At 68.4% G+C, this 19,533-nt stretch carries 14 protein-coding genes and 1 pseudogene; 5 read left to right on the top strand and 10 right to left on the bottom strand.

Going from position 1 to position 19,533, the window contains the following annotated elements:
• Positions 1-39: 39 nt before the first annotated feature.
• Positions 40-202, top strand: a pseudogene (locus ACQEXA_RS04390) (alpha-ketoglutarate-dependent dioxygenase AlkB); the annotation flags it as partial.
• Positions 203-268: 66 nt separating this feature from the next.
• On the opposite strand, the gene ACQEXA_RS04385 reads toward ACQEXA_RS04390, so the two are convergent.
• From ACQEXA_RS04385 to ACQEXA_RS04370, 4 genes are all read right to left on the bottom strand, one after another.
• Positions 269-2,146 (bottom strand): Kelch repeat-containing protein, encoded by a 1,878-nt coding sequence (locus ACQEXA_RS04385; RefSeq protein ID WP_433128766.1) that lies wholly within the window; start codon positions 2,144-2,146, stop codon positions 269-271.
• A gap of 15 nt (positions 2,147-2,161) precedes the next feature.
• The gene (locus ACQEXA_RS04380; RefSeq protein WP_433128764.1) at positions 2,162-3,856 is read right to left on the bottom strand and encodes a carboxypeptidase regulatory-like domain-containing protein; all 1,695 of its coding nucleotides are present in this window, start codon (positions 3,854-3,856) and stop codon (positions 2,162-2,164) included.
• A gap of 72 nt (positions 3,857-3,928) precedes the next feature.
• Positions 3,929-4,423 (bottom strand): hypothetical protein, encoded by a 495-nt coding sequence (locus ACQEXA_RS04375; RefSeq protein WP_432937085.1) that lies wholly within the window; start codon positions 4,421-4,423, stop codon positions 3,929-3,931.
• A gap of 367 nt (positions 4,424-4,790) precedes the next feature.
• On the bottom strand, positions 4,791-5,309 hold the full coding sequence (locus tag ACQEXA_RS04370) for an adenylate kinase (protein WP_432937087.1): 519 nt from the start codon (positions 5,307-5,309) through the stop codon (positions 4,791-4,793).
• A 323-nt stretch (positions 5,310-5,632) separates the two neighbouring features.
• On the opposite strand from ACQEXA_RS04370, the gene ACQEXA_RS04365 reads away from it, so the two are divergent.
• Positions 5,633-6,004 carry a hypothetical protein gene (locus ACQEXA_RS04365; RefSeq protein ID WP_432937088.1) on the top strand — a complete coding sequence of 124 codons (372 nt, stop codon included), beginning with the start codon at positions 5,633-5,635 and terminating at the stop codon, positions 6,002-6,004.
• Between the two features lie 219 nt (positions 6,005-6,223).
• On the opposite strand, the gene ACQEXA_RS04360 is transcribed toward ACQEXA_RS04365, so the two are convergent.
• The 3 genes from ACQEXA_RS04360 to ACQEXA_RS04350 all read right to left on the bottom strand — a co-directional run bounded on the left by ACQEXA_RS04360 (position 6,224) and on the right by ACQEXA_RS04350 (position 8,863).
• Positions 6,224-7,225, bottom strand: a complete 1,002-nt coding sequence (locus ACQEXA_RS04360; RefSeq protein WP_432937089.1) for an acyl-CoA desaturase — start codon at positions 7,223-7,225, stop codon at positions 6,224-6,226.
• 335 nt (positions 7,226-7,560) lie between these two features.
• Positions 7,561-8,205 carry a hypothetical protein gene (locus tag ACQEXA_RS04355; RefSeq protein ID WP_433128762.1) on the bottom strand — a complete coding sequence of 215 codons (645 nt, stop codon included), beginning with the start codon at positions 8,203-8,205 and terminating at the stop codon, positions 7,561-7,563.
• Positions 8,206-8,509: 304 nt separating this feature from the next.
• Positions 8,510-8,863 carry a carboxymuconolactone decarboxylase family protein gene (locus ACQEXA_RS04350; RefSeq protein WP_432937093.1) on the bottom strand — a complete coding sequence of 118 codons (354 nt, stop codon included), beginning with the start codon at positions 8,861-8,863 and terminating at the stop codon, positions 8,510-8,512.
• Positions 8,864-9,217: 354 nt separating this feature from the next.
• Between ACQEXA_RS04350 and ACQEXA_RS04345 the strand changes: the two genes are divergently transcribed.
• Positions 9,218-9,619: a RidA family protein gene (locus tag ACQEXA_RS04345; RefSeq protein ID WP_433128760.1), complete on the top strand. Its 402-nt coding sequence runs from the start codon at positions 9,218-9,220 to the stop codon at positions 9,617-9,619.
• A gap of 20 nt (positions 9,620-9,639) precedes the next feature.
• Here the strand turns inward: ACQEXA_RS04345 and ACQEXA_RS04340 are convergent, their stop codons facing one another.
• Positions 9,640-10,845 (bottom strand): ISAs1 family transposase, encoded by a 1,206-nt coding sequence (locus tag ACQEXA_RS04340; protein WP_432920353.1) that lies wholly within the window; start codon positions 10,843-10,845, stop codon positions 9,640-9,642.
• Positions 10,846-11,224: 379 nt separating this feature from the next.
• On the opposite strand from ACQEXA_RS04340, the gene ACQEXA_RS04335 reads away from it, so the two are divergent.
• A complete protein-coding gene (locus ACQEXA_RS04335; protein WP_432937097.1) occupies positions 11,225-13,966 on the top strand; it encodes an ATP-binding protein in 2,742 nt (913 codons plus the stop codon).
• Between the two features lie 39 nt (positions 13,967-14,005).
• Here ACQEXA_RS04335 and ACQEXA_RS04330 read toward each other — a convergent pair whose 3' ends face one another.
• On the bottom strand, positions 14,006-14,527 hold the full coding sequence (locus ACQEXA_RS04330; protein WP_433128758.1) for a sigma factor-like helix-turn-helix DNA-binding protein: 522 nt from the start codon (positions 14,525-14,527) through the stop codon (positions 14,006-14,008).
• A gap of 659 nt (positions 14,528-15,186) precedes the next feature.
• Between ACQEXA_RS04330 and ACQEXA_RS04325 the strand changes: the two genes are divergently transcribed.
• Complete coding sequence (locus ACQEXA_RS04325; RefSeq protein WP_433128756.1) at positions 15,187-16,575, top strand: IS1380 family transposase; 1,389 nt, start codon at positions 15,187-15,189, stop codon at positions 16,573-16,575.
• Positions 16,576-16,736: 161 nt separating this feature from the next.
• Here the strand turns inward: ACQEXA_RS04325 and ACQEXA_RS04320 are convergent, their stop codons facing one another.
• Positions 16,737-19,217 carry a SpoIIE family protein phosphatase gene (locus ACQEXA_RS04320; protein ID WP_432937102.1) on the bottom strand — a complete coding sequence of 827 codons (2,481 nt, stop codon included), beginning with the start codon at positions 19,215-19,217 and terminating at the stop codon, positions 16,737-16,739.
• Positions 19,218-19,533 lie beyond the last annotated feature (316 nt).

The following is a 19,533-nucleotide window of genomic DNA, read 5'->3' as shown; positions in this document are numbered from 1 at the left end:
CCCCGGCTACAGGTGTCGTACCGCTTCCGGACGGCTTGACGCCGAAAGCCTCACACCGACCTGGAGTTGGCGTCCGGCGACCTGTTCGTGTTCGGGGGGCCTTCCCGCTACGCCTACGGGCGGTCAAGTGCTGTCGGGGACGAGTGAGCCGGCCACCGGACTGACCGGCGGCCGGCTCACCCTCAGGGTGCGCGAGACCGGACCAGGGCGACTGGGCCGTTGCCGGACCGGAGGCGGCACGCCGGCCGCATCCGGTCCAGGGCGCCGGTCAGTCCTTGAGCAGTGTGAAGTTCTGCGTCGTGGTCGCTCCTTTCGAGATCCTCACCGTGGCGACGGCCGGCTGGAAGCCGTCCTTGGCCGCGACCACCTGGAGCGGGTTGCTGTGGACGTTGAGCCACAGCTCGTAGGTGCCGTCCTTGCCGGTCTTGAGCGTGTAGTGCGCCGCCGAGGTGTTGATCTGCACGGTCGCCGCGACGATCGGCGCCCCGCCGGGGGCGGTCACCGCGCCGGCGATCTTGCCCCACGTGGCAGGGGGCTTGATCGTCATGGAGACGCTGCTCGGGGCGAGCCGGTACGGCGTGTCGGTGCCAAGGGTCAGCAGGGCGCTGTACACGCCGGGCTGGGTGACCTCGGGCGCCGACGCGTCGACGGTGACCGTCACGGTCGCACTGGCTCCCGGCTGCACGGTGACCGTGCCGGTGCTCTCGGACAGCCAGGTGACATCGGTGGTCTCGGGCTGGTCGTAGCCCGGCAGCACCTCGGCCACCTTGGTGGGCGTGCCGGCCCCGGCCATGCCGCCGACTGCGTAGAAGCCGACGCTGCCGCCGCCGCGGTACAGCGAGGCGTTGGCATTGGGAAGCGCCGTCCAGGTGTTGTCGCTCGGCTGGTACGCCCAGACCTGGTTGGACAGCACACGGCCGCTCTGTGTGGCACCGCCCTCGACCAGCAGCATCCCGTTGGCGACGGTGTACGCCGCACCCCAGGCGTCGGTCGGCTGGTCCGCGATGGCCGACCAGGAATCCGTTGCGGGGTCGTAGACGTAGGCGTGGGTCGTGCTGCCCGCAGTCCGGGTGCCGCCGGAGCAGTACAGCTTGCCGCCGATGCCGCCGCAAGAGGACCAGGACACCGGCTCGGGGTAGGGCGCGACGCTCGCCCATGTGTCGGTCTGCGGGTCGTACACGGTGACGTCCGTGAAACCGCACCCGCTGGCGGTGCAGCCGCCGACCGAGTACAGCTTGCCGTTGACCACCGCACTGCCCACACCGCCGTACGGCTTGGGCGAGTTTGCACCGGTGGACCAGGTGTCGGTCGCGATGTCGTAGATCTCTGTCTTGGGGTCGGGCTGAACGCCCACACCCCAACCGCCGGTGACGTAGATCTTGCCGTCGATGAGGCCGTGAACCGGGGCCTCGCGAAGGTCCCGGGCCGAGGCGAGCTTGGTCCAGGCGCCGCTGTTCGTACTGTATGCGTACATGTCGTTGAGGGTGCCGCGGCCGTCGTAGCCGAACGCCGAGTAGACGGTGCCCTGGTAGGTCTCGACGGCGTTGTCACCGAGGGTGACAGGCAGGTCGGCAATCGGCTGCCAGGCGTCACCCGACGCGCTCTGGACCGAGTCGGCCGGTTTCGCCGCGGACTTGGCAGCCGCGCCACCGGACGCGGCGGCCTTCCCGGCGAGCGGCAGCGGTGAGTAACTGCCCTGGACGAGATCGAGCGGGGCACCGGCCTGCTGGACGACGACGCCGCCCGAGCGCTCGCCCAGCTTCAACGTGGCTGGCGCGGTGCCGGTGTTGGTGACCGTCACCGTCTGCGCGGCGCTCTTGCCCCACGCGACGGTCTTGGCGATGGAGGCCGGAGTGACCTTCAGCTGGCCGGCCTTGAGGGACAGGTTGACGCTCGTGGTGCTGTCCGGCGCGATGTCCGCGGTGGCCGTCGCGGTGGTGTAGTGCGTGGCTGCGGCGGACACCGTGTGGTTCCCGGTGGCGTGCGAGAACGTCCAGTAGAAGCCGTCCCCGACCTTCGGGTCGTCCGGGGTGGCCACGGTGGTGGTGTCGTCGGCGGGTGCGTCGGTACTGGTGACCGTCGCGCCGTCGACGCCCGCCTGGGTGTTGGCGTCGGTGACCTTGCCGACTATCAGGCCGCCGGGCACCGGGTCGTAACTGCGCTACCCGGCGAAGACGTTGTCCACCTCCCACCAGTACGCCGCGGTGCCGGTGTAGTGGAACCGCAACCGGACGTCGCTCTTGCCCGCGTAGTCGGTCAGCGGAAGAGAGACGTGCTTCGGGCCGAGCACCGAGAGGGTGGTCTGGTGCCACAGCGTTGTCCAGGTGGTGCCGCCGTCGGTCGAGACATCCACGTCCGCCGTGGAGCCGGTCTTCGCCCGGTACTCGGTGTCGAACGACACGATCGGCGTGCTGGCGCTGCTCAGGTCGTAGGAGGGCGACAGCAGCGCACTGTCCTGGTGCTGGCCGCTTCCGATGTGGTTGCTGTCGACGACGGCGAAGCCGCCGCTGCCACCGGTGCGGTTGCCGCGCTCGCCCGGGTCGTCGAACTCCCAACCACCCGTCGTGCCATCGGCGTTGCTCACCTTCCAGTCGGCCGGTGCGGCCATGGTGTCCGTGAAGTCCGCGGTGGGGCCGGTGAGATGGACCGCGTAGCCGGGTGCCCGCGCGGCCTCGGAGTCGACCGCAACCGCGATGTTCAGCGTGCCTGCGCTCACCCCGACGTCCACGGACTTGGTGACGGGCTTGTAGCCCGGGTAGTCGGACGTGATGTGCAGGGTGTAGGAGGCATTCTGCGGCAGCGTCAGCGAGTAGGCCCCGGTGACCGGGTCGGTGAAGACCGGTCCGCCGGGCACGCCGTCCGCGGTGATCTTGGCGTAGAGCGGCCAGCCGTGCCCGGAGCCGTCCGTGACCTTGCCGGACACCGTCTGGCTGGGCGCCGAGTCCAACGCGAAGGACTCGCTGACGGTCGCGCCCTCGGCCAGGGAGACTCCCTTGTCCGTGGCACTGGTGTAGCCGTAGGCACTCGCCGTGACGTCGTAGCTGCCCGGCGGGATGTTCAGCGTGAAGGCACCGGCGGCGTCGGCCTTGGTCGTGTAGTCGCCGGCCTTGACGGTCGCGCCGGCGATGGGCGAGCCCGTGGCGTGGTCGGTGACCGTACCCTTGATCACGCCGTGCGGCCCGCTGCTGAACGCGGTCAGGCCGTTGGGCGTGCCCAGGCCGGTGGGGCCGTCGTAGCCAGCTCCCGCGGTACACAGCGCGGTCGGCGTGCACGAGCCGTTGTCACCCGTGGTCACGTCGTTGAGCGAAGAACTGTGCGCGTACGGATAGGCGTTGGGGTAGGTGCCGGCGACCGGGGCGCCGGCCGAGGCGTACACGCCCGCGATGATCGGCGAGGCGGCGCTGGTGCCGCCGTACACCGACCAGCCGCCGTCGCCGTAGGTCTGGTAGACGGAGACGCCGGTGACCGGGTCGGCGACCGCCGAGACGTCCGCCACCGTCCGCTTGGCGCACGCGGTGTCGGTCTGGAACGCCGGCTTGGGCTCGTACAGCGAGCACCCGGAACCGGGCCCGCCGAAGTCGTCGTTCCACACCGACTCGGTCCAGCCGCGGCTGGTGCCGGAGTCGCGGGTCAGTGCGGTGCCGCCGACGGATGTCACATACTGGGACGCGGCCGGATAGCTCACGCCGTATTCGTCGTCGCCGGAAGACGCGACCATCGCGACGCCCGGGTGGTTGTAGTACGGGTCCATGGCGGTGAGTTCTGACGGATCCTCGCCGCTGCCTGGCGTGCTGGTGTAGCCCGTGCCGTAGGAGTTGGACACGAACTTCGCGCCCAGGCTGACGGCTTCGTCCACCGCAGCGCCCAGGTCCTGGAAGCTGGAGGAGTCGGCCTCGACCAGCAGGATGCGGGCGTTGGGTGCGATCGCCTACACCATGTCGACGTCGAGTGAGATCTCACCGGCCCAGCCGGCGTTCGGGGCGGGGTAGTCGGTGCCGCCGCGCTGGCTGACCTTGGAGAAGCAGCCGTTGGCGGTGGTGCACGCCGGTAGCCCGAACTGCTGCCGGTACACGGCGAGGTCGGCCTCGGCGTTCGGGTCGTCGTACGCGTCGACGATGGCGACGGTCTGGCCGGCGCCGCCGCCCGCGGGTATGGAGTACGCGCTCTGCAGGTCGCCGGGTCCGTAGCCGCTGGGGGTGGCGGCCAACGGCTGGACTCCGTGTCGGACGGGGACATCGGTGCGCCGCAGCGCGAAGCAGGAGAACGTGCCCGGCTTGGGATCAGCGCACTGCCGTGCCACGTCGGACTGCGCGACCTGGGTCTTCGCCGCGGCGTGTGCCGCGACGGCCATGGGCAGTTGAAGGGCGATCACAGCGAGGGCGGCCGCGGTGGCGGCACGCCGTCTGAAGATGGGTATGCGCAAGGTGGGTCTCTCCTTGGGCGACGTGCGCGGTTCGGTCGAACCGCTGGCGTATACCTGCGCACCGCATACACCATCGGAATCTCCGATGCCCTGGCGAGATTCCGCCGCATGTCGCCATTCCGCCACCTGTGGTGTCGGCGGGCTCGTTGACCACATTGAGAGGCTGCCAGGCCACTACCAACACCGGCCGCACACGATCAGCGGGCGGTCCCTTGAAGATCGCCCCGGCCGAGACGCTCGCCCATTACACGCGCACCTCATAGCCTTTGAGCAGGGCCGACTCGCCGGGTGACGACCGAGATCAGCGCCCCTCTGGCAGGATGCCGGCCCGTCGACGAAGCGGGGCCCAGCTGCCTGGCCCGCCGGGTCAGAGGGACGCCAGCCAGGCCGCCATGTCATTGGGGTGGCCGAAGCGGAGGGTGTCCAGAGGGGCGAAGCGGGGATTGCGGACACGGCGCTCGACTTCGCGGTGGCGGGCGCCGTGTTGGGACCAGGCCCACCAGGCCGGGTGTTCCCGGCTCAGCCAGTCCGTCCAAGTTTCCCTGTTGCCGCCGAAGAGGACTTCGCGTGTGACGGTGCGTCGGATGGACCGGCGCAGTACGCGGGGCATGATGACCCGTTTGGGATAGTCCAGCCAAATCACGGTGTCGGCCCGGTCACACAGCAGGTCACGGACTTCCGGATAGCCGAGAGAGTCGATGATCCAGCGAGGCTCGGCGGTGAGCCGTGCTACGTCTTCGACCAACTTGTTGTTGGTGGCCCAGTTGTGGCCGTTGAAGTACAGCGCGTCCATCTCGTGGTAGGGCACGCCCAGACGACTGCTCAAGGTCTGGGCAAGCGTGGATTTGCCCGCACCGGTGACACCCACCACCAAGATCCGCTCCACGGGTGCACCCTATCCCGGCGTCCTGGGAGGAACGCTCCTGCGCTCCTCGCCTACCACGACCGACCCACCCAATGCAACGGCGTCCTACGGGGGTTCGAGTGGGTCTATCCGTCCCGACGGCCTCATGCGGGCATCGAGATCGCCTGACCGCTGCGCTCCTCGCCTGGGACGATCACCGAATTGGAGCAGATCGCCCGCCTCGACATATCTAGCCGTGAACGTTTGGCGACACCCACCACGAGTACGAATATGTGGCGTGACTCCGGCGGACGTGGTTTCCGGCAAGGGCACCCTCAGCCACAGCAGTCGACCGAGGAGAACGAATGAGAACCAGCGTCTGGCCATGGTTCTGCGGCTGGCTCGCCGTCGGCGCAGTGGGGTCGCTCAGCCTTCTGACCCTGCTCACCATCGGCCTGTACCTGTTGCTCGTCACCATCGTGGCGGCCGGCCTGCTGGCGTCCCGACGGGGCTCCTCGGCAGGGCTTCCGGGTGTGATCTCCGGGCTCGGAGTACCGCTCTTGTACGTGGCCTTCCTCAACCGGGGAGGCCCAGGAACCGTGTGTACCACCACAGCCACCGGTCAGTCGTGCGTGGACGAGTACAACCCTTGGTTCTGGCTGGCTGCGGGGGTGGCCCTCCTGATCGCGGGGATCGTGGTCGGCGCTGTCCGGCAGCACGGGACGACGGCTCGCTGAGGACGTACTCGGCCGGATGACCCGTGCACCGCGCGGGCAGCATGACCGGTACACCGCTCACGCACAGCAGCCGCACACAGCGCGGCTCGCCGCCGAAACGACACCCCGGCTCAACTGCTCGGCTGAGCCGGGGAGTGCGGACCAGCGCGCGAACGTCCCGCGCCGGCTGCTGTGTCCCATGGGCACGGGACGCCGCGGGGACGCGCGCTGCCCGGGACGTCAGGCCGCGGACTCGGGCGAACCGATCGGCTCGGGCAGCAGTCGAGCGCTGAGACGGCTGGGGCTCGGCCAGCGAACGTCGTGGACCCAGCCCAGCTTCTCGAATATCCAGATGAGGCGTGCCGAGGGGTCGAGCTGGCCCGGCAGCACGCCGTGGCGCGCGCCCGTGGGGTCGGCGTGATGTGAGTTGTGCCAGCTCTCCCCGAAGGACAGCAGTGCGAGCGGCCAGAAGTTGGTGGCCTTGTCCCGACTGGCGAACGGGCGCTTGCCCGCGACGTGGCAGACCGAGTTCACCGACCACGTGACGTGGTGCAGCAGCGCCATCCGGATCACGCCGGCCCAGAAGAACCCGGTCAGAGCGCCGGTCCAGCTGCCGGTGACGAGCCCGCCGACCAGCGCCGGGAGCAGGAGCGAGACGGCGGTCAGCGGCCCGAAGAGCCGGCCGATGAGCCGCATATCGGGATCGGCGGCGATGTCGGGCGCGAACCTGGCCCGGTTGCTCAGCTCACGCTTCAGCATCCATCCGATGTGCGCGTGCAGAAGGCCCTTGAGCAGCGCGCGTGTGTCGCTGCCGTAGCGCCAGGGCGAGTGCGGGTCGCCCTCTCGGTCGGCGAAGGCGTGGTGACGGCGGTGGTTTGCCACCCACTGGACCGGCGAGCCCTCGACCCCCAGCGAACCCGCGACGGCGAGGGCGATCCGCAGGCCCCGCCGTGCCTTGAACGAGCGGTGCGTGAAGAGGCGGTGATAACCGACCGTGAGGCCGAAGCCGGACACGAGGTAGGCGACCACCGCCATGCCGACGTCCAGCGCGGACAGGCCCCATCCCCACACGAACGGCACCACGGCGATCAGGCTGATCGGCGGGCCGACGACGAAGATCCACATAGCCATCCCCGCCGCGGCCGTCTGCGGGGCGTCGAGCAGCGGCTTGGCCCCCGCCACAGGTTCGGCGTCGTGTTCGGCGACGGCCAGTTCAGAACGGTCAGCGTCGCTCGGGTTCATCGGTTCCTCGCCGTCGCTCAAGCTTGTGCGGACATGGTGCTGGACCGGCCGGGATCACGCGCGGTCTCGGGCGCGCCCGGCGGCCGCAGGGCACACGATCCCACCGGACGGCATCCGCGCAGGTCGTCGCCGATGTCCAGGGTGTGAACGGCGCGGGACCAAAGCTCCTTCGCCTCCCGGCGGGAGGTTCAGTCCTCAACGGGCCGCTCCTGTCCGATGACCGTTGGTGATTCCAGCCGGGGTTGCGCGTCCGACTACGGCAAGGTCATTACGAGCCCACCTGGGCGAACTGACGGCATACCAGGGCAAGTGGCGCCACGATCCGGCTCGCTCGTTCAGTCCCGAAGCCCCGGAGGCAGCGTTCCACCGCTCCGACGTCCCCACCACCGCCGGCCCGCGGGGGACACTCGTCCAGGCGGATACCCCGTATGGATCAGAAACGCCTCGATCACCTTCTGTGCGGGCCGGTGCGGTGGCACCGCCATCAGCACCGCGTCGTCTCCGTTCGGCAGCGGCGGTGCCACCAGGGCGACTTCGTCCCCGGACCGCAGACGCAGCACCAGTGCCCGCAGTCGGTGCTGGTCCTCGGGCACGGTGCGCAGGCGCGCGTGCATCTGGTCCTGCGCTGGGGAGTAGAGCTGCACGTGGGCCAGCGGCGTCCCGTGCTTGAACTCCTGCCAGCGGCTGAGCCCAAGGCTGCGGAAGGGCGGCTCCTGCCATGGCCGCAGCGCGTCCAGACGTTCCAGTAGACGCCGCAGGAAGTTGCGGACTGACGGTTCGTCATGCGGCTGCCAGGACAGGTCCTTCTCCCAGGCGTCCACCGCGACTGCCGCCTCGATCCCTGCGTACTGCTCTTCCGTGGTGAGGTCGGAGAACGGCTGCTCCAGGATCATGCGACTGATGCGCTCGACTTCCTCATCGCCCAACTCGCGGCTGAACTGCAGGCAGTAAAGGATCGCTTCAAGCATCCCGGAATTCATGCACACAGTATGACCACCCAGCCCTCCGCCCAGGGGCTGGTCCGAACCGGCGGGCAGGGCGGTGGCGGTCTCGGGGCATCGCGACCGCCCGACCGCTGCATCCCTTGCCTGGGGCGAGTGCGGGGCACTCTCCGAGGATCGTCCACGCCATCGCCGACCCCGCGCCCTGGCACCGCGACGCGACAAGGCGTCGGTCACGGCTCCGCCCTGTCCGCCGGTTGCGGCCCGGACCAGGAGGGTCTCATCAACCATCGAACGGCGTCCTCGTTTTGACCAGATGGCAATGGACCGTCAACGGTGACATCTACCCGTCAGAGGGGTCGCTTCCCTCGGCTTGGTCGAAGAATTTCATCGCCATGAAGCCGTGGGCGTAACCGCCTCCTGCACGCAGCGCTGCGGCGATCATGATTGTCTCGGCCAGTTCCTGATGGGTTGCGCCCGTGGAATGGGCGGCCTTGGTGTGCGCCTCGATGCAGTACGGGCACTGCGTGGTCAGTGCTACGGCTACGGCCATGAGTTCGGCGTACTTGGGCGGGATGGCGTTGTCCCTGCCACGCATGACCTGCGTATCCCAGGCGGTGAATGCCCTGAAGGCTGCCGGGGCGCCATCGCGGATGTGTCTGGCGTACTGGTGGTCGGTGTGCTCGTGGTAAGGCATAGGGCGCTCCTGTCCTTTCAGCTCAGGGCTGCGGAACGTCCTTGCGTCCCGCAGTCGGCTGGGCGTGAGGGAGTAAAGTGCGGTCGGTCAGCGATGCGGCTGAGTCCGGAAAGCCGGGCCCCCGAGCCCCACTTTGATACGCAGTCTGAATACGCCCTCAAGTTTTGACGTGTTCACGGCTGCTCTCGGGTACCGCAAAGTGCTGTCTCCTCTATGACCTGCCACCCCGTGAAGGTGTGACATCTCTGCGCGCCCACGTCAGCAAGACGCTGTCACACCATGGGGGCCGTTCTGGTCTCAGTTGTCGTTCCCCCCGTACCCACGGAGGGCCCAGTCGACGACGAGGAGACGATCGTGACCGTCCAGTCCAGGGAATTCACCTTCGGCATGCCGTGGGAGTCGCTCTATGGGTACAGCCAGGCCGTGCAGGCCGGCGACACTCTCTACATCTCGGGACAGTTGTCGCACGACAGCACTGGAGCGTTCATCGGGGCGGGCGACTTCGAACTCCAGATGAGGACGACCCTCGACAACCTCGACCGGGTGCTGGAGCACTTCGGTGCCGACCGCGACCAGATAGTCGAGACCACTGTCCTCGTCAGGGGCCTGCGGGACCACTTCGACGCTGCTGCTCGCCTGCACGTCGAGTACTGCGGCGGCCACCGCCCCACCAGCACCGTCATGGGCGTGTCCGACCTCGCTCTGCCCGACCAACTGGTCGAAATCGGTGCGGTCGTCCGCAGGGTCATTGCATGATCGAGATCTGTCTGGGTTCGTCACGTGAGACCGAGGGCTCGTAGCGGCCGCTGGTAGTCGCGGCCGGTGTGGCGGAGGGCAGCGGCGATGTTGGTCTGACCGTCCTGGCGGAAGACGCTGATGGCGAGGTTGCGCAGGGAGGCCATGGCGCGGGGCAGGTTGCCGGCGCGGACCTTGGAGTCGTCCTCGCGGAACGTGCGGTCCCGCACGTGGTGCAGGAGGTTTTCGATGCCCCAGTGGCCTCTGATCCAGGTGGCGAGTTCGGTGCAGGTGGCGTCGAAGACGCTCAGGCTGGTGATCAGGTAGGCGCGCTCGATGGACAGTTTCCCGGTGCTCAAGTCGCGTCGCCACCGTACGACTTGGATTGCCTGGCGGGCGCCGGGGTAGTCGAGGTGGCTGAACGCGGCGACTTTGAGCCGGCGGATCTCGTCGCGGTGGTGGGCGTGGTCGCGAGTGCGGTGCCCGAGCGGGATGTCCCGCCAGGGCAGCTTCCTGACCTGGGCATACAGGCCCGGATGGTTCTTCTTCACGACGGCCACGTAGTGCGCGCCGCGACTGGTCAGATAGGCCCCGTGGTCGTGCTGGGTGTGCAGGGCGTCGGCGGTCACCACCGTGTTCTCCAGCTCGAGACCGTCCAGCAACGGCGCGAAGAAGGGGATCTCGTTGCTCTTGGAAGCGACCTCCCGCTGGGCCAGGACCACACCGTGGTGGTCCATCGCCGCCAGCAGCTGAATCGCTGCGGCCGTTGCGGTTCGCGATCCGCGGACCACCTTGCCGTCGACTGCGATCACCCGTCGCACCGGCCCTTTCTCCGCCTCCGGCTCGACCGGGGGCGGCGTTCTGGCTTGCAGATACGCGCTGATCGCCGCGTCCAGCGCGTCACCGTCCACACGCTGTAGCAGGCGGCGCACGGTTGCGGCGTGCGGCACCGGCCGCAGACCGGTAAGTGGATCGGCAGCGAAGCCGAGGACGCCCAGCACATGCTGCGGGGCATCCCTGATCCACTCGCTGATCGCGATGAGTGAGCGAGCCCCGGTCAGCACCGCCGAGACGGCTGCGCACAGCAACGCGAGGGCGGGATACCGCAGTCCTCGCGCATCGCGGGGATCGGCGACCAGGATCAGGAAACGCCGCAGGTCAGCGACATCGCTTGAGGTGAGGGGATCAGTCGGGGAGCCCAGTTGCTCCAGTGCGGAAGGGATGGGCGATGATGTTCGGGCAGGCACGGTCTCGCTCGGTTCTCATGGGTCTCGACAACCACATGATCACCAGCACCGTGCCTGCTCTGCTCTCCCGGGTCCCTTACCGCACAACAGATATGACGCCACGTCACTCATGAGACAGGCGAACAGGACCAATCCCAATCATGCAATGCCCCTGCGGTCGTCCGCCTGGACATGACGCGATAGGCCGAAGCGGATCGGAGTTCCCCACTCGACTTGGTGGCTATTGCGGCCTCCTGCTCGTTCCATGCTCTATTGACCCGTATTGGAGAAATCTGCACGTGCTCAGTGAGTTCAATGGCTGGTGTGCTGCCGGCCGGTCTTCCGGCTCCGCCGAGCGCGCTGGGAGATCACGCGGGAAGCAGAATCAGCACGCGCCGAAATGATCGGCCGGGATGAGGAACTCCGCGACCTGCGTCGGATGTTGTCGGAAGCGGCGACGGGCAACGGTGGTGCCGTTCTGGTCCAGGGCACCGTCGGCGTCGGGAAGTCGACTCTGCTGCGTACGGTTGGTGCCGACGCCGCCGAGGGTGGTTTCAGGGTGCTGCGCACGTCCGGGGTGGAGGCTGAGCAGTGCCTGCCTTTTGCTGCGCTGCACCTGCTGTTGCAACCCGTCGCCCGGGATGTCCAGACCCTGCCGGCCACGCACCGGCTGGCGTTGAGCGCTGCCTTCGGCGTCGGGGAGACCGAGCCCGAGCTCTTCCGTGTCGGACTTGCCGTACTCGAACTGCTTGCCGACGTGGCCGAGCGGCAGCCGGTCCTGCTGCTTGTCGACGACCTGCAGTGGATCGATTCGTGCAGTCGGGACGTGATCAGGTTCGTCACCAGGCGCACCAGCGACTTCGCCACACTGGCCGTCGTCGCCGAACGGACGCCCTCCTCCGCCTCGAACTGTCCGGGCCTGAACCTGGACCTCCATCTGGGACCGCTTGGCCCGACAGCCGCCGCCGAGCTGCTCGACGCCGGCGCGCCCGGCCTGCCTGCACCGCTGAGGAAACGCATCCTGGAACAGGCCGCTGGTCATCCACTGGCCCTGATCGAGCTGCCCAAGGCGGTGCAGGGCACGCGCGCGGCGATGGACGACCTGCCGCTGACGCGGCGGCTGGAGGACGCGTTCGCCGCACGTACCGACTCGGCGAGTCGGGCGTGCCGCACGCTGCTGCTGGCCCTGGCCGCCGAGCCGACCGCACCACTGAGCGGGCTGCTGGACGTCGCAAGTCGCCTGTGCGAAGCCGAGGTCGGCGCCGAGGCACTGCAGGAGGCGGTGGACGGCGGCTTGGTCACTGTGGTCGACCGCACTCCCGAGTTCCGGCATCCGCTGATGCGCTCGGCTGTCTACGCCCGCGCCAAGGTGGCCGATCGGCTGGCCGCCCACCGCGCCTTGGCAGGGTTGATGCATGACATACCCGAGCGCCGGCTCGCCCACCTCGCGGCGGCAACGCTAGGCCCGGACGAGGAACTTGCAAACCGGCTCGTGTGCCTCGCCGACGCGGCACAGGCAGGCGGCAAGGTGGCGGCGGCGGTCCCGGCACTGCGCCAGGCAGCCGACCTCGTCGTGGACGCACAGCGCAGGGCGGGCATCCTGGTACGCGCGGCCGAGCTGTCCAGCGAGATCAGCGACCACGTGACCACCCAGGTGCTGTTGGACCGTATCGACATGAGCATGCTGGGCCCGGTAGAACGAGCTCGTCTCCTGTTCGTGGCCGGCAGGACCGCCTTCGAACCGGACGCGCCACACCGGCGCATCCTGGACATGGTCTCCGCGGCAGCCGATGCGTTCGACGCGAACGCCACCGACGTCGCCGAGAACGTGCTGTGGCGTGCCGCGGCACGATGCCTTTTCCAGGACGGCGACGCCCAGGTGCGCGCCCGGACCGCAGCCGAACTCAATCGGTGGGGGCCCGATCCGGACGCTCCCCACGTGCTGATGGTGCGGGCGTACACCGCGCCATACCAGCAGGGAGCCGACGTGATCGCGCGGTTCGATGCCCTCAGCCCGAGCCACGAAGACGCCCGAAGCCTGTACTTCCTTGGCAGCGGCGCCATGGCCGTGGGCGAGCTGAACCGCGCTATCCAATATCTGGCGCCGATCGCCACTGCGTGGCAGTCGCAAGGCCGACTCGGGCCTCTCGCCCGTTGCTTGGCCATCAGCTGGCCGCGCGCCTACCTGGGTCAGCTCGACCAAGCACGCACGGAGTCCGCCGAAGGGCTCGCCCTGGCCGAGGAGACCGGGGACCGGATCGCATGGCTGAACCTCAAAGCCACGGCCGGCCTGGTGGCGGCGCTACGCGGAGAGACCGAGGCCGCGGCACGGGCAGTCCGCGAGCTGCGCGCTCACGACCTGTTTTCCGGCATGCCGTTCGCCGGGGTGGCCTCGCTGCAGACGGACGGCCTGCTTGCTCTCCTCGACGGCCGCCCCACGGAAGCCTACGACCTTCTCGCGCGCGCCTTCGACCCAGCCGATCCTCACCACCATTCGGTGCGCTGCTGGCTGGTCGCTCCGGATCTGGCCGACGCCGCGGTGGCCGGCGGTACCACCGCGCAGGCCCGGGAAGTGCTGGCCGCACTCCCTCTGCTGGCCCGCAGGCTGCCCTCGGAAATGATGGTCGTCGCGCACGCCTACACCGACGCGGTGCTGGCTACGGACGATGCGGCAGAGGAGCGTTACGCCGCCGCGCTCGCCGCACTGCCGAGCCACTCGGCATTGGTGCGCGCCCGGCTGCACCTGCACCACGGCCGCTGGCTACGTCGGCAACGCCGCAACGTCGATGCCCGCAACCCGCTGCGACTGGCCAGGGACGAGTTCGACCGGATCGGCGCGCAGCCCTGGGCCGACATCGCACGCGAGCAGTTGCGTGCCGCCGGCGAGTTCGGCGGCCGGCGGTCGGCGAACGGCAGCGAGCACCTGTCTGCCCAGGAGATGCAGATAGCCGAGATGGCGGCACAGGGGCTGACCAACCGGGAGATCGGCCAACGTCTGTTCATCTCCCACCGCACCGTAGGAGCGCACCTGTATCGGATCTATCCCCGTCTGGGAGTGACCGGCCGGGGCAAGCTCGCCGCCGCGCTGGCCGCCCTCGACGAGGTACGTTCCGCGGCCGACGTGCCTGACGGCCTGGATTGAACCGTCGGCGCCCGGCCGGGCTGCCCCGACACTGTTGCGTCAGTCGCCCGAAGTGTGGGGGCCGTGCTCCGCATTGAGGTACTTCCGGGCTCGTACGGCCAACTGCCGAGCGTCTTCTTCGTTGGTCTGCAGGGCGGCCGCTACATGTGCGTAGGGGTAGTGCAGTACTTCCCGAAGGATGAAGGCGGCCCTTTCCTTCGGGCTCAATCTCTCCATGAGGACGAGAACCGCGAAGCTGAGCGTATCGTCCTGCTGAGTGCCCGCTTGTAGATTCAGGCTCGTGTCGACGGGGTCAGGCAGCCAGGGCCCGATGTAAGTTTGCTGCCGAAATGGAGCCAACTGAAGACAACTGAACGCCAGGCGCACGGTCACCGTCATCAGGAATTCTGTTGAGAAGGGTATCCCCGACCGGTTGGCACCTTGCCACCGAAACCAGACCTCCTGAACGATGTCTTCTGCTTCAGCAACGCTCCCGATCATCCGGTAGGCGACTTCGACGAGCTTTGGGCGCACCTCGTCGAACTGGCGCGTGGCTTCGCCAAGCATGACGGCATCAGACATTCCGAGGGCCTGCATCATCGTCCTTTCAGATCTGCACCCGCATACCGCACATCATCCGGCAAGAGGACGCATCGCGAGGAAGAAGGCCGCGTCTTCGTGGAACCCAGAGCGACGGGCTTTTGAGAGCGGGGGCGGTTTATTAACCGTCTGGAGTTGGGTCATGGCTCGCGGTCGGCACGGATACCGTCGCCCTGGGGCTGCCATCTCTTTTGATTCGGGGAAGACTTTTCGATAATTCGATGTGAACAAGCGTGCTGTCTCAGAATTGGTCGGTCGAGGTACTGGTGATGTTTGCCGCCGTGGTGTCATTCTGCGATGTGCCTTCGTGGGTCCACTGTTACCCGAACAGATGTGGGACCAGTCTCGACTCGTGCCACGAGCCCAAGCATCAGTCGTTTGACTGCGCGCCGTACGCGCGGCCATGCCCAAGGAGGTAGGACATACGACGAACGGCACGAAGCCGCGCGCGACCCCGTGGCAGGGTGTGTCGGACGCCCCTGCGCAGCCCGCTTCGCGAGGTCGGTGGGTTCGCCTCAGCCCGGATCCACCGGCTTGATGCCTGTGGACGGTTTCTCGGGGAACGAAGAAGTGCCTTGTGACCTGCGATGATGGGGTTTCTCTAGGACCACATCAGGCACGATCAGCAAGGCACTTCCGAGATGCAATCTTCCCATGCCGCGGCGGCGGTCTCATCCGCGTTCGACGACCCGAACCTGATCGCGTACGGCGGCCTGGAGCCGGTGGTGCGGTTGGCCGAGCGGTGCGGTCTGCCCGCACTGGTCGGGGAGTACATCCGTCTGCCGGCCTCGAAGGACGGCACCGGTGCCTTCCCCGCGGCGAAGGTGATGTCGCTGGTGGGTGGCATGGTCGCGGGCGCCGACAGCATCGATGACATGCACCGGGTGCGGCACGGCGCGATGGGCCGCCTGTTCTCCGGTGTGCGGGCCCCGTCCACGCTGGGGTCGTTCCTGCGTTCCTTCACCCACGGGCATGTGAAGCAACTGCACGCTGTGGCCCGCCGGTTCCTTCCCGAACTGGCCCGTCACGCCCCGCTGCTGCCCGGCGCGGACCAGGTCGCCTACGTGGACATCGATGACACCATCCGCCGCACCTACGGCTACGCCAAGCAGGGCGCCGGTTACGGATACAGCAAGGTCAAGGGCCTGAACGCGCTGCTCGGCATCGTCTCCACACCCCTGGCCGCCCCGGTCATCGCCGCCACCAGGCTACGCAAGGGACCCTCGAACTCCGCGCGCGGAGCGGCGGCGTTCGTCGCCGAGACCATCCGCACCGCCCGCGCCTGCGGCGCCAGCGGCCTGCTGGTGATGCGCGCGGACTCGGCGTTCTACGGCGCCGATGTCGTCAACTCCTGCCGGGCGCTGGGCGCGCGGTTCTCCATCACCGTGCGGATGAACGCTTCCGTCAAGACCGCCATCGCCCGCATCGATGAGGACGCCTGGACGCCGATCAAGTACCCCGAGGCGGTCTGGGACGAGGAGGGCCAGTGCTGGATCTCCGACGCCGAGATAGCCGAGACCACCTACACCGCCTTCACTTCCAAGCCGAAGAAGCAGCAGGTCACCGCCCGTCTGATCGTGCGCCGCGTCAAACGCCTGAGCGCGCAAGCCGTCCCCGCCGGACAGGGCACGCTGTTTGACACCTGGCGCTACCACGCCGCGTTCACCGACTCCCCGCTCTCCGTGAACGATGCCGAGCGTGACCATCGACGGCACGCCGTCGTCGAGCAGGTGATCGCGGATGTCAAGAACAGCGCCTTCGCCCACGCGCCCTCCGGGCATTTCCAGGCCAATGCCGCCTGGCTCGCCCTGGCAGCCCTGGCACACAACCTGACCCGCGCCGCCGGCGCACTGGCCGGCACGTTCCATGCCAGAGCGACCACCGCCACCATCCGGGACCACCTGATCAACGTGCCCGCCCGCCTGGCCCGCTCGGCCCGCCGCCTCACCCTGCACCTGCCCGAACGCTGGCCCTGGAGCACCAACTTCACCCAGCTCTTCAACATCGTGCACGCGCCACCAGCCCCCTGACACTCCCTGACCGACCTGCCCGAAAGAGCCCGAGACCTGCGGAAAAGTGGAAGAGCTGGACAGACCAGCGGCCACCCCACGCCCGAATCCGCAACTCAACCCCGACACGGCCTGCACGACCCCGAAACGATCACACCGAAATCAAGCCGGTGGATCCGGGCTCAGGCAGCCGCCGATCGGGGGCCGGATGTGTGGGGGAGGTCTTGTTCGGCCCAGACGACCTTGCCGCCCGTTATCGAGCGGGAGCCCCACCTGCGGGACAGGTTGGTGACGAGGAAGAGGCCGCGCCCGTTCTCGTCCGTGGCGCGTGCGCGACGCGGACGCGGAGGGCAGGGGCCGGCGTCGGACACTTCGCAGGTCAGGACCTGGTGCCGGATGAGCCGCAGCTCGATCTGTCCGGTGCCGTGGCCGATGGCGTTGGTGACGAGTTCGCTGACGATCAGTTTCGTGTCGTCCTCGAGACCTTCCAGGCCCCATTCCGCCAGCTGACGTGTGGCCAGGTTGCGGGCGCGACAGACGGCGGACCGGTCACCGGGCAGCTCCCAGGAGACCACACGGCTCGGGCTGAGAGAACGGGTCCGGACAAGGAGGAGTGTGACGTCGTCGCACGGAGCCTGGTCGGGGACGGTCTTCGTTGCGATGTCGCAGAGGTCTTCCAGGGATCGGCCCGGTTCTGCGAGCGCGTTGCCCAGCCGGTGCATGCCCTTTTCGATGTCGTGGTCGCCGGTGTCGATCAGACCGTCGGTGTACAGGGCGAGGACGCTTCCCTCGGCCAGCTCCAGTTCCACGGATTCGAAGGGGTCCCCCAGGCCGACGCCCAGGGGGGCTCCGGTGGGGAGGTCCGGGTAGGAGACCCGCCCCTGCGGGTCGATGATCGCGGGCGGGGGGTGGCCGGCCGATGCCATGGTGCACCGGCCGGAGGCGGGGTCGTAGACGGCGTACAGGCAGGTGGCGCCCGCCACCACATGGGCCTGGTCCGGGGTGTCGGCGTCTTCCTCGCCCAGCCGCTGGACCGTGTCGTCGAGGTGGCCCAGCAGTTCGTCGGGGGGCAGGTCCATGTCGGCGAGGGTGTGGACGGCCGTGCGGAGCCTGCCCATGGTCGCCGCGGCGTGGAGGCCGTGTCCGACCACGTCTCCGACGACGAGCGCCACCCGCGCGCCGGACAGCGGGATCACGTCGAACCAGTCGCCGCCGACACCGTGGTCCACGTCCGCGGGCAGGTACCGAGACGCCACCTCGACCGCCGTGCCGCCCCTCAACTGGCGAGGGAGTAGATGGCGTTGCAGTGTGAGGGCGGCGGTGTGTTTGCGCGCGTACTGACGGGCGTTGTCCAACGCGCGCGCGGCGCGGCCGACGAGTTCTTCGGCCAGGAGCAGATCGGCCTCATGGAAGGGCTCGGGATCCGTTGTGCGGACGAACAGCGCCACGCCCAGCAGGGCGCGCCGTGCACGGATGGGTACGACCATGATCGAGTGCATGCCGAATTCGCGGACCCTGTGCGCCAGTTCCGGTACCTCGTCGACCCATGTGCCCGGAGCGGTGTCGAGGACCGGTTGCAGGCGGGACTTCCCGTCGCGCAGCACGGAGGCGAAGGGTGAGGCGGGAGGCACGTTGACCGGCTCGCCGCGCATCCATGGGGATTCCGGCACGCCTTGGTGAATCGAGGCCAGACCCGCCCGCCGGAAAGTGGGGAGGCGATTGCCCGTCGTCGCGCTGATGCCGACCGGGGGCCCCTCCCCGATCGAGATCGATTGCTCCAGGTCCACGGCGACGTAGTCGGCGAGCAGAGGCACGGCAAGGTCGGCCAGTTCCTGGCTGGCCTGCATCACATCCAGGGTGCTGCCAAGGCGCGTACCGGCCTGGCTGAGGACGGCGAGGCGCTCACGCGCCTGCCAACTCGCGGTGATGTCGGCGCTGATGACGCACACCCCCAGCGATTCGCCGTCGGCACCCTGGAGGCACTGGAACGAGACCGCGAACTGATGCTCAGGGCCCTGGTTCGTCGGCAGCCACGTCCGGTACTCGAGGATCTTGGTCGCACCGTTTTGGGCGACCTGCCGCATGACCGCCTCAATTGTTTCGGCATTGGCACCGGGCAGTGCCTCGGTGAATCGACGTCCGAGGCGTCGGTCACGAGGAATGCCGTCGTGGCTCTCAGCAACGTCGTTTACGTAGGTGGACCGCAGCTGCCGGTCACGAATGCCCACACCGATCCCCGCGCGGGCCAGAAGCGGCCCCCGCACCGATCGGTCTATCGGGTCCCCGGACTGCGGGACGGTGTCGGTCACGGACGCGAGCCATCGCGCGGTCCCGTCCTGACCGCGCAGCATCGTGATCCGCACGCTGACGTCGAGCACACGGCAATCCCGATGGCGCACCGCTGTCGCCCCTGACCAGCCGTTTTCGGCATGACACTGCTCGACGAACGCTGACGTCGGCGTCGCTTCCTTGAAGGAGGGCAGCACGAGTGCGGCGGACCGGCCCACAGCGTCCCTGGCGGAGTATCCGACGAGCCGTTCGGCGGTGTGTGTCCATGCGACGACCGTCCCCTGCTCGTCGAGCAGCGCGATTGCCGTGTCGGATATATCAGACGCGTTCAACTGCTTACCGAGTGTCACTGCGTCGAGGCTGGTCGTGGTCATCAAGTGCTGTCCTAGGGAAGTCTGGGAAAGCCGGCGGTATGGGACTCGATTGATGTGCCCCTTTTTCATGGAATGACCGGATAGCGGGCGGTTTTGTGACAGTGCTGCGGCCGTGACTGGTAACGGCTCCCGTCAGGCCAGGTGAGGCTGTGGTCGGGTTGCCGGCCGGGTGAAGCTCCACGTCGCAGGCTGATCCGCCCGGCCTGTGGGTGACCTTCTCGCCCACCTCGAGCTGCGGCTCGTCGCAAGTAGGGGACGCTCTGCATCCCGCACTTAACGCCTTGTGGTTCAGATCAGACCGGAAGTCGCCTCCGAC

The sequence above is a fragment of the Streptomyces sp. CA-106110 genome (assembly GCF_050936285.1).
Lineage (GTDB): Bacteria > Actinomycetota > Actinomycetes > Streptomycetales > Streptomycetaceae > Streptomyces.
Note: the sequence above shows the minus strand (reverse complement) of the source record. Positions and strands in the feature narration are given on the sequence as shown.

Bases quoted from the DNA above. Each gene is read 5' to 3' on its own strand.
- ACQEXA_RS04320 (WP_432937102.1), bottom strand. From the start codon at position 19,217: ATGACCACGACCAGCCTCGACGCAGTGACACTCGGTAAGCAGTTGAAC.
- ACQEXA_RS04360 (WP_432937089.1), bottom strand. From the start codon at position 7,225: ATGAACCCGAGCGACGCTGACCGTTCTGAACTGGCCGTCGCCGAACAC.
- ACQEXA_RS04330 (WP_433128758.1), bottom strand. From the start codon at position 14,527: ATGTCTGATGCCGTCATGCTTGGCGAAGCCACGCGCCAGTTCGACGAG.
- ACQEXA_RS04325 (WP_433128756.1), top strand. From the start codon at position 15,187: ATGCAATCTTCCCATGCCGCGGCGGCGGTCTCATCCGCGTTCGACGAC.
- ACQEXA_RS04365 (WP_432937088.1), top strand. From the start codon at position 5,633: ATGAGAACCAGCGTCTGGCCATGGTTCTGCGGCTGGCTCGCCGTCGGC.
- ACQEXA_RS04350 (WP_432937093.1), bottom strand. From the start codon at position 8,863: ATGCCTTACCACGAGCACACCGACCACCAGTACGCCAGACACATCCGC.
- ACQEXA_RS04335 (WP_432937097.1), top strand. From the start codon at position 11,225: ATGATCGGCCGGGATGAGGAACTCCGCGACCTGCGTCGGATGTTGTCG.
- ACQEXA_RS04355 (WP_433128762.1), bottom strand. From the start codon at position 8,205: ATGAATTCCGGGATGCTTGAAGCGATCCTTTACTGCCTGCAGTTCAGC.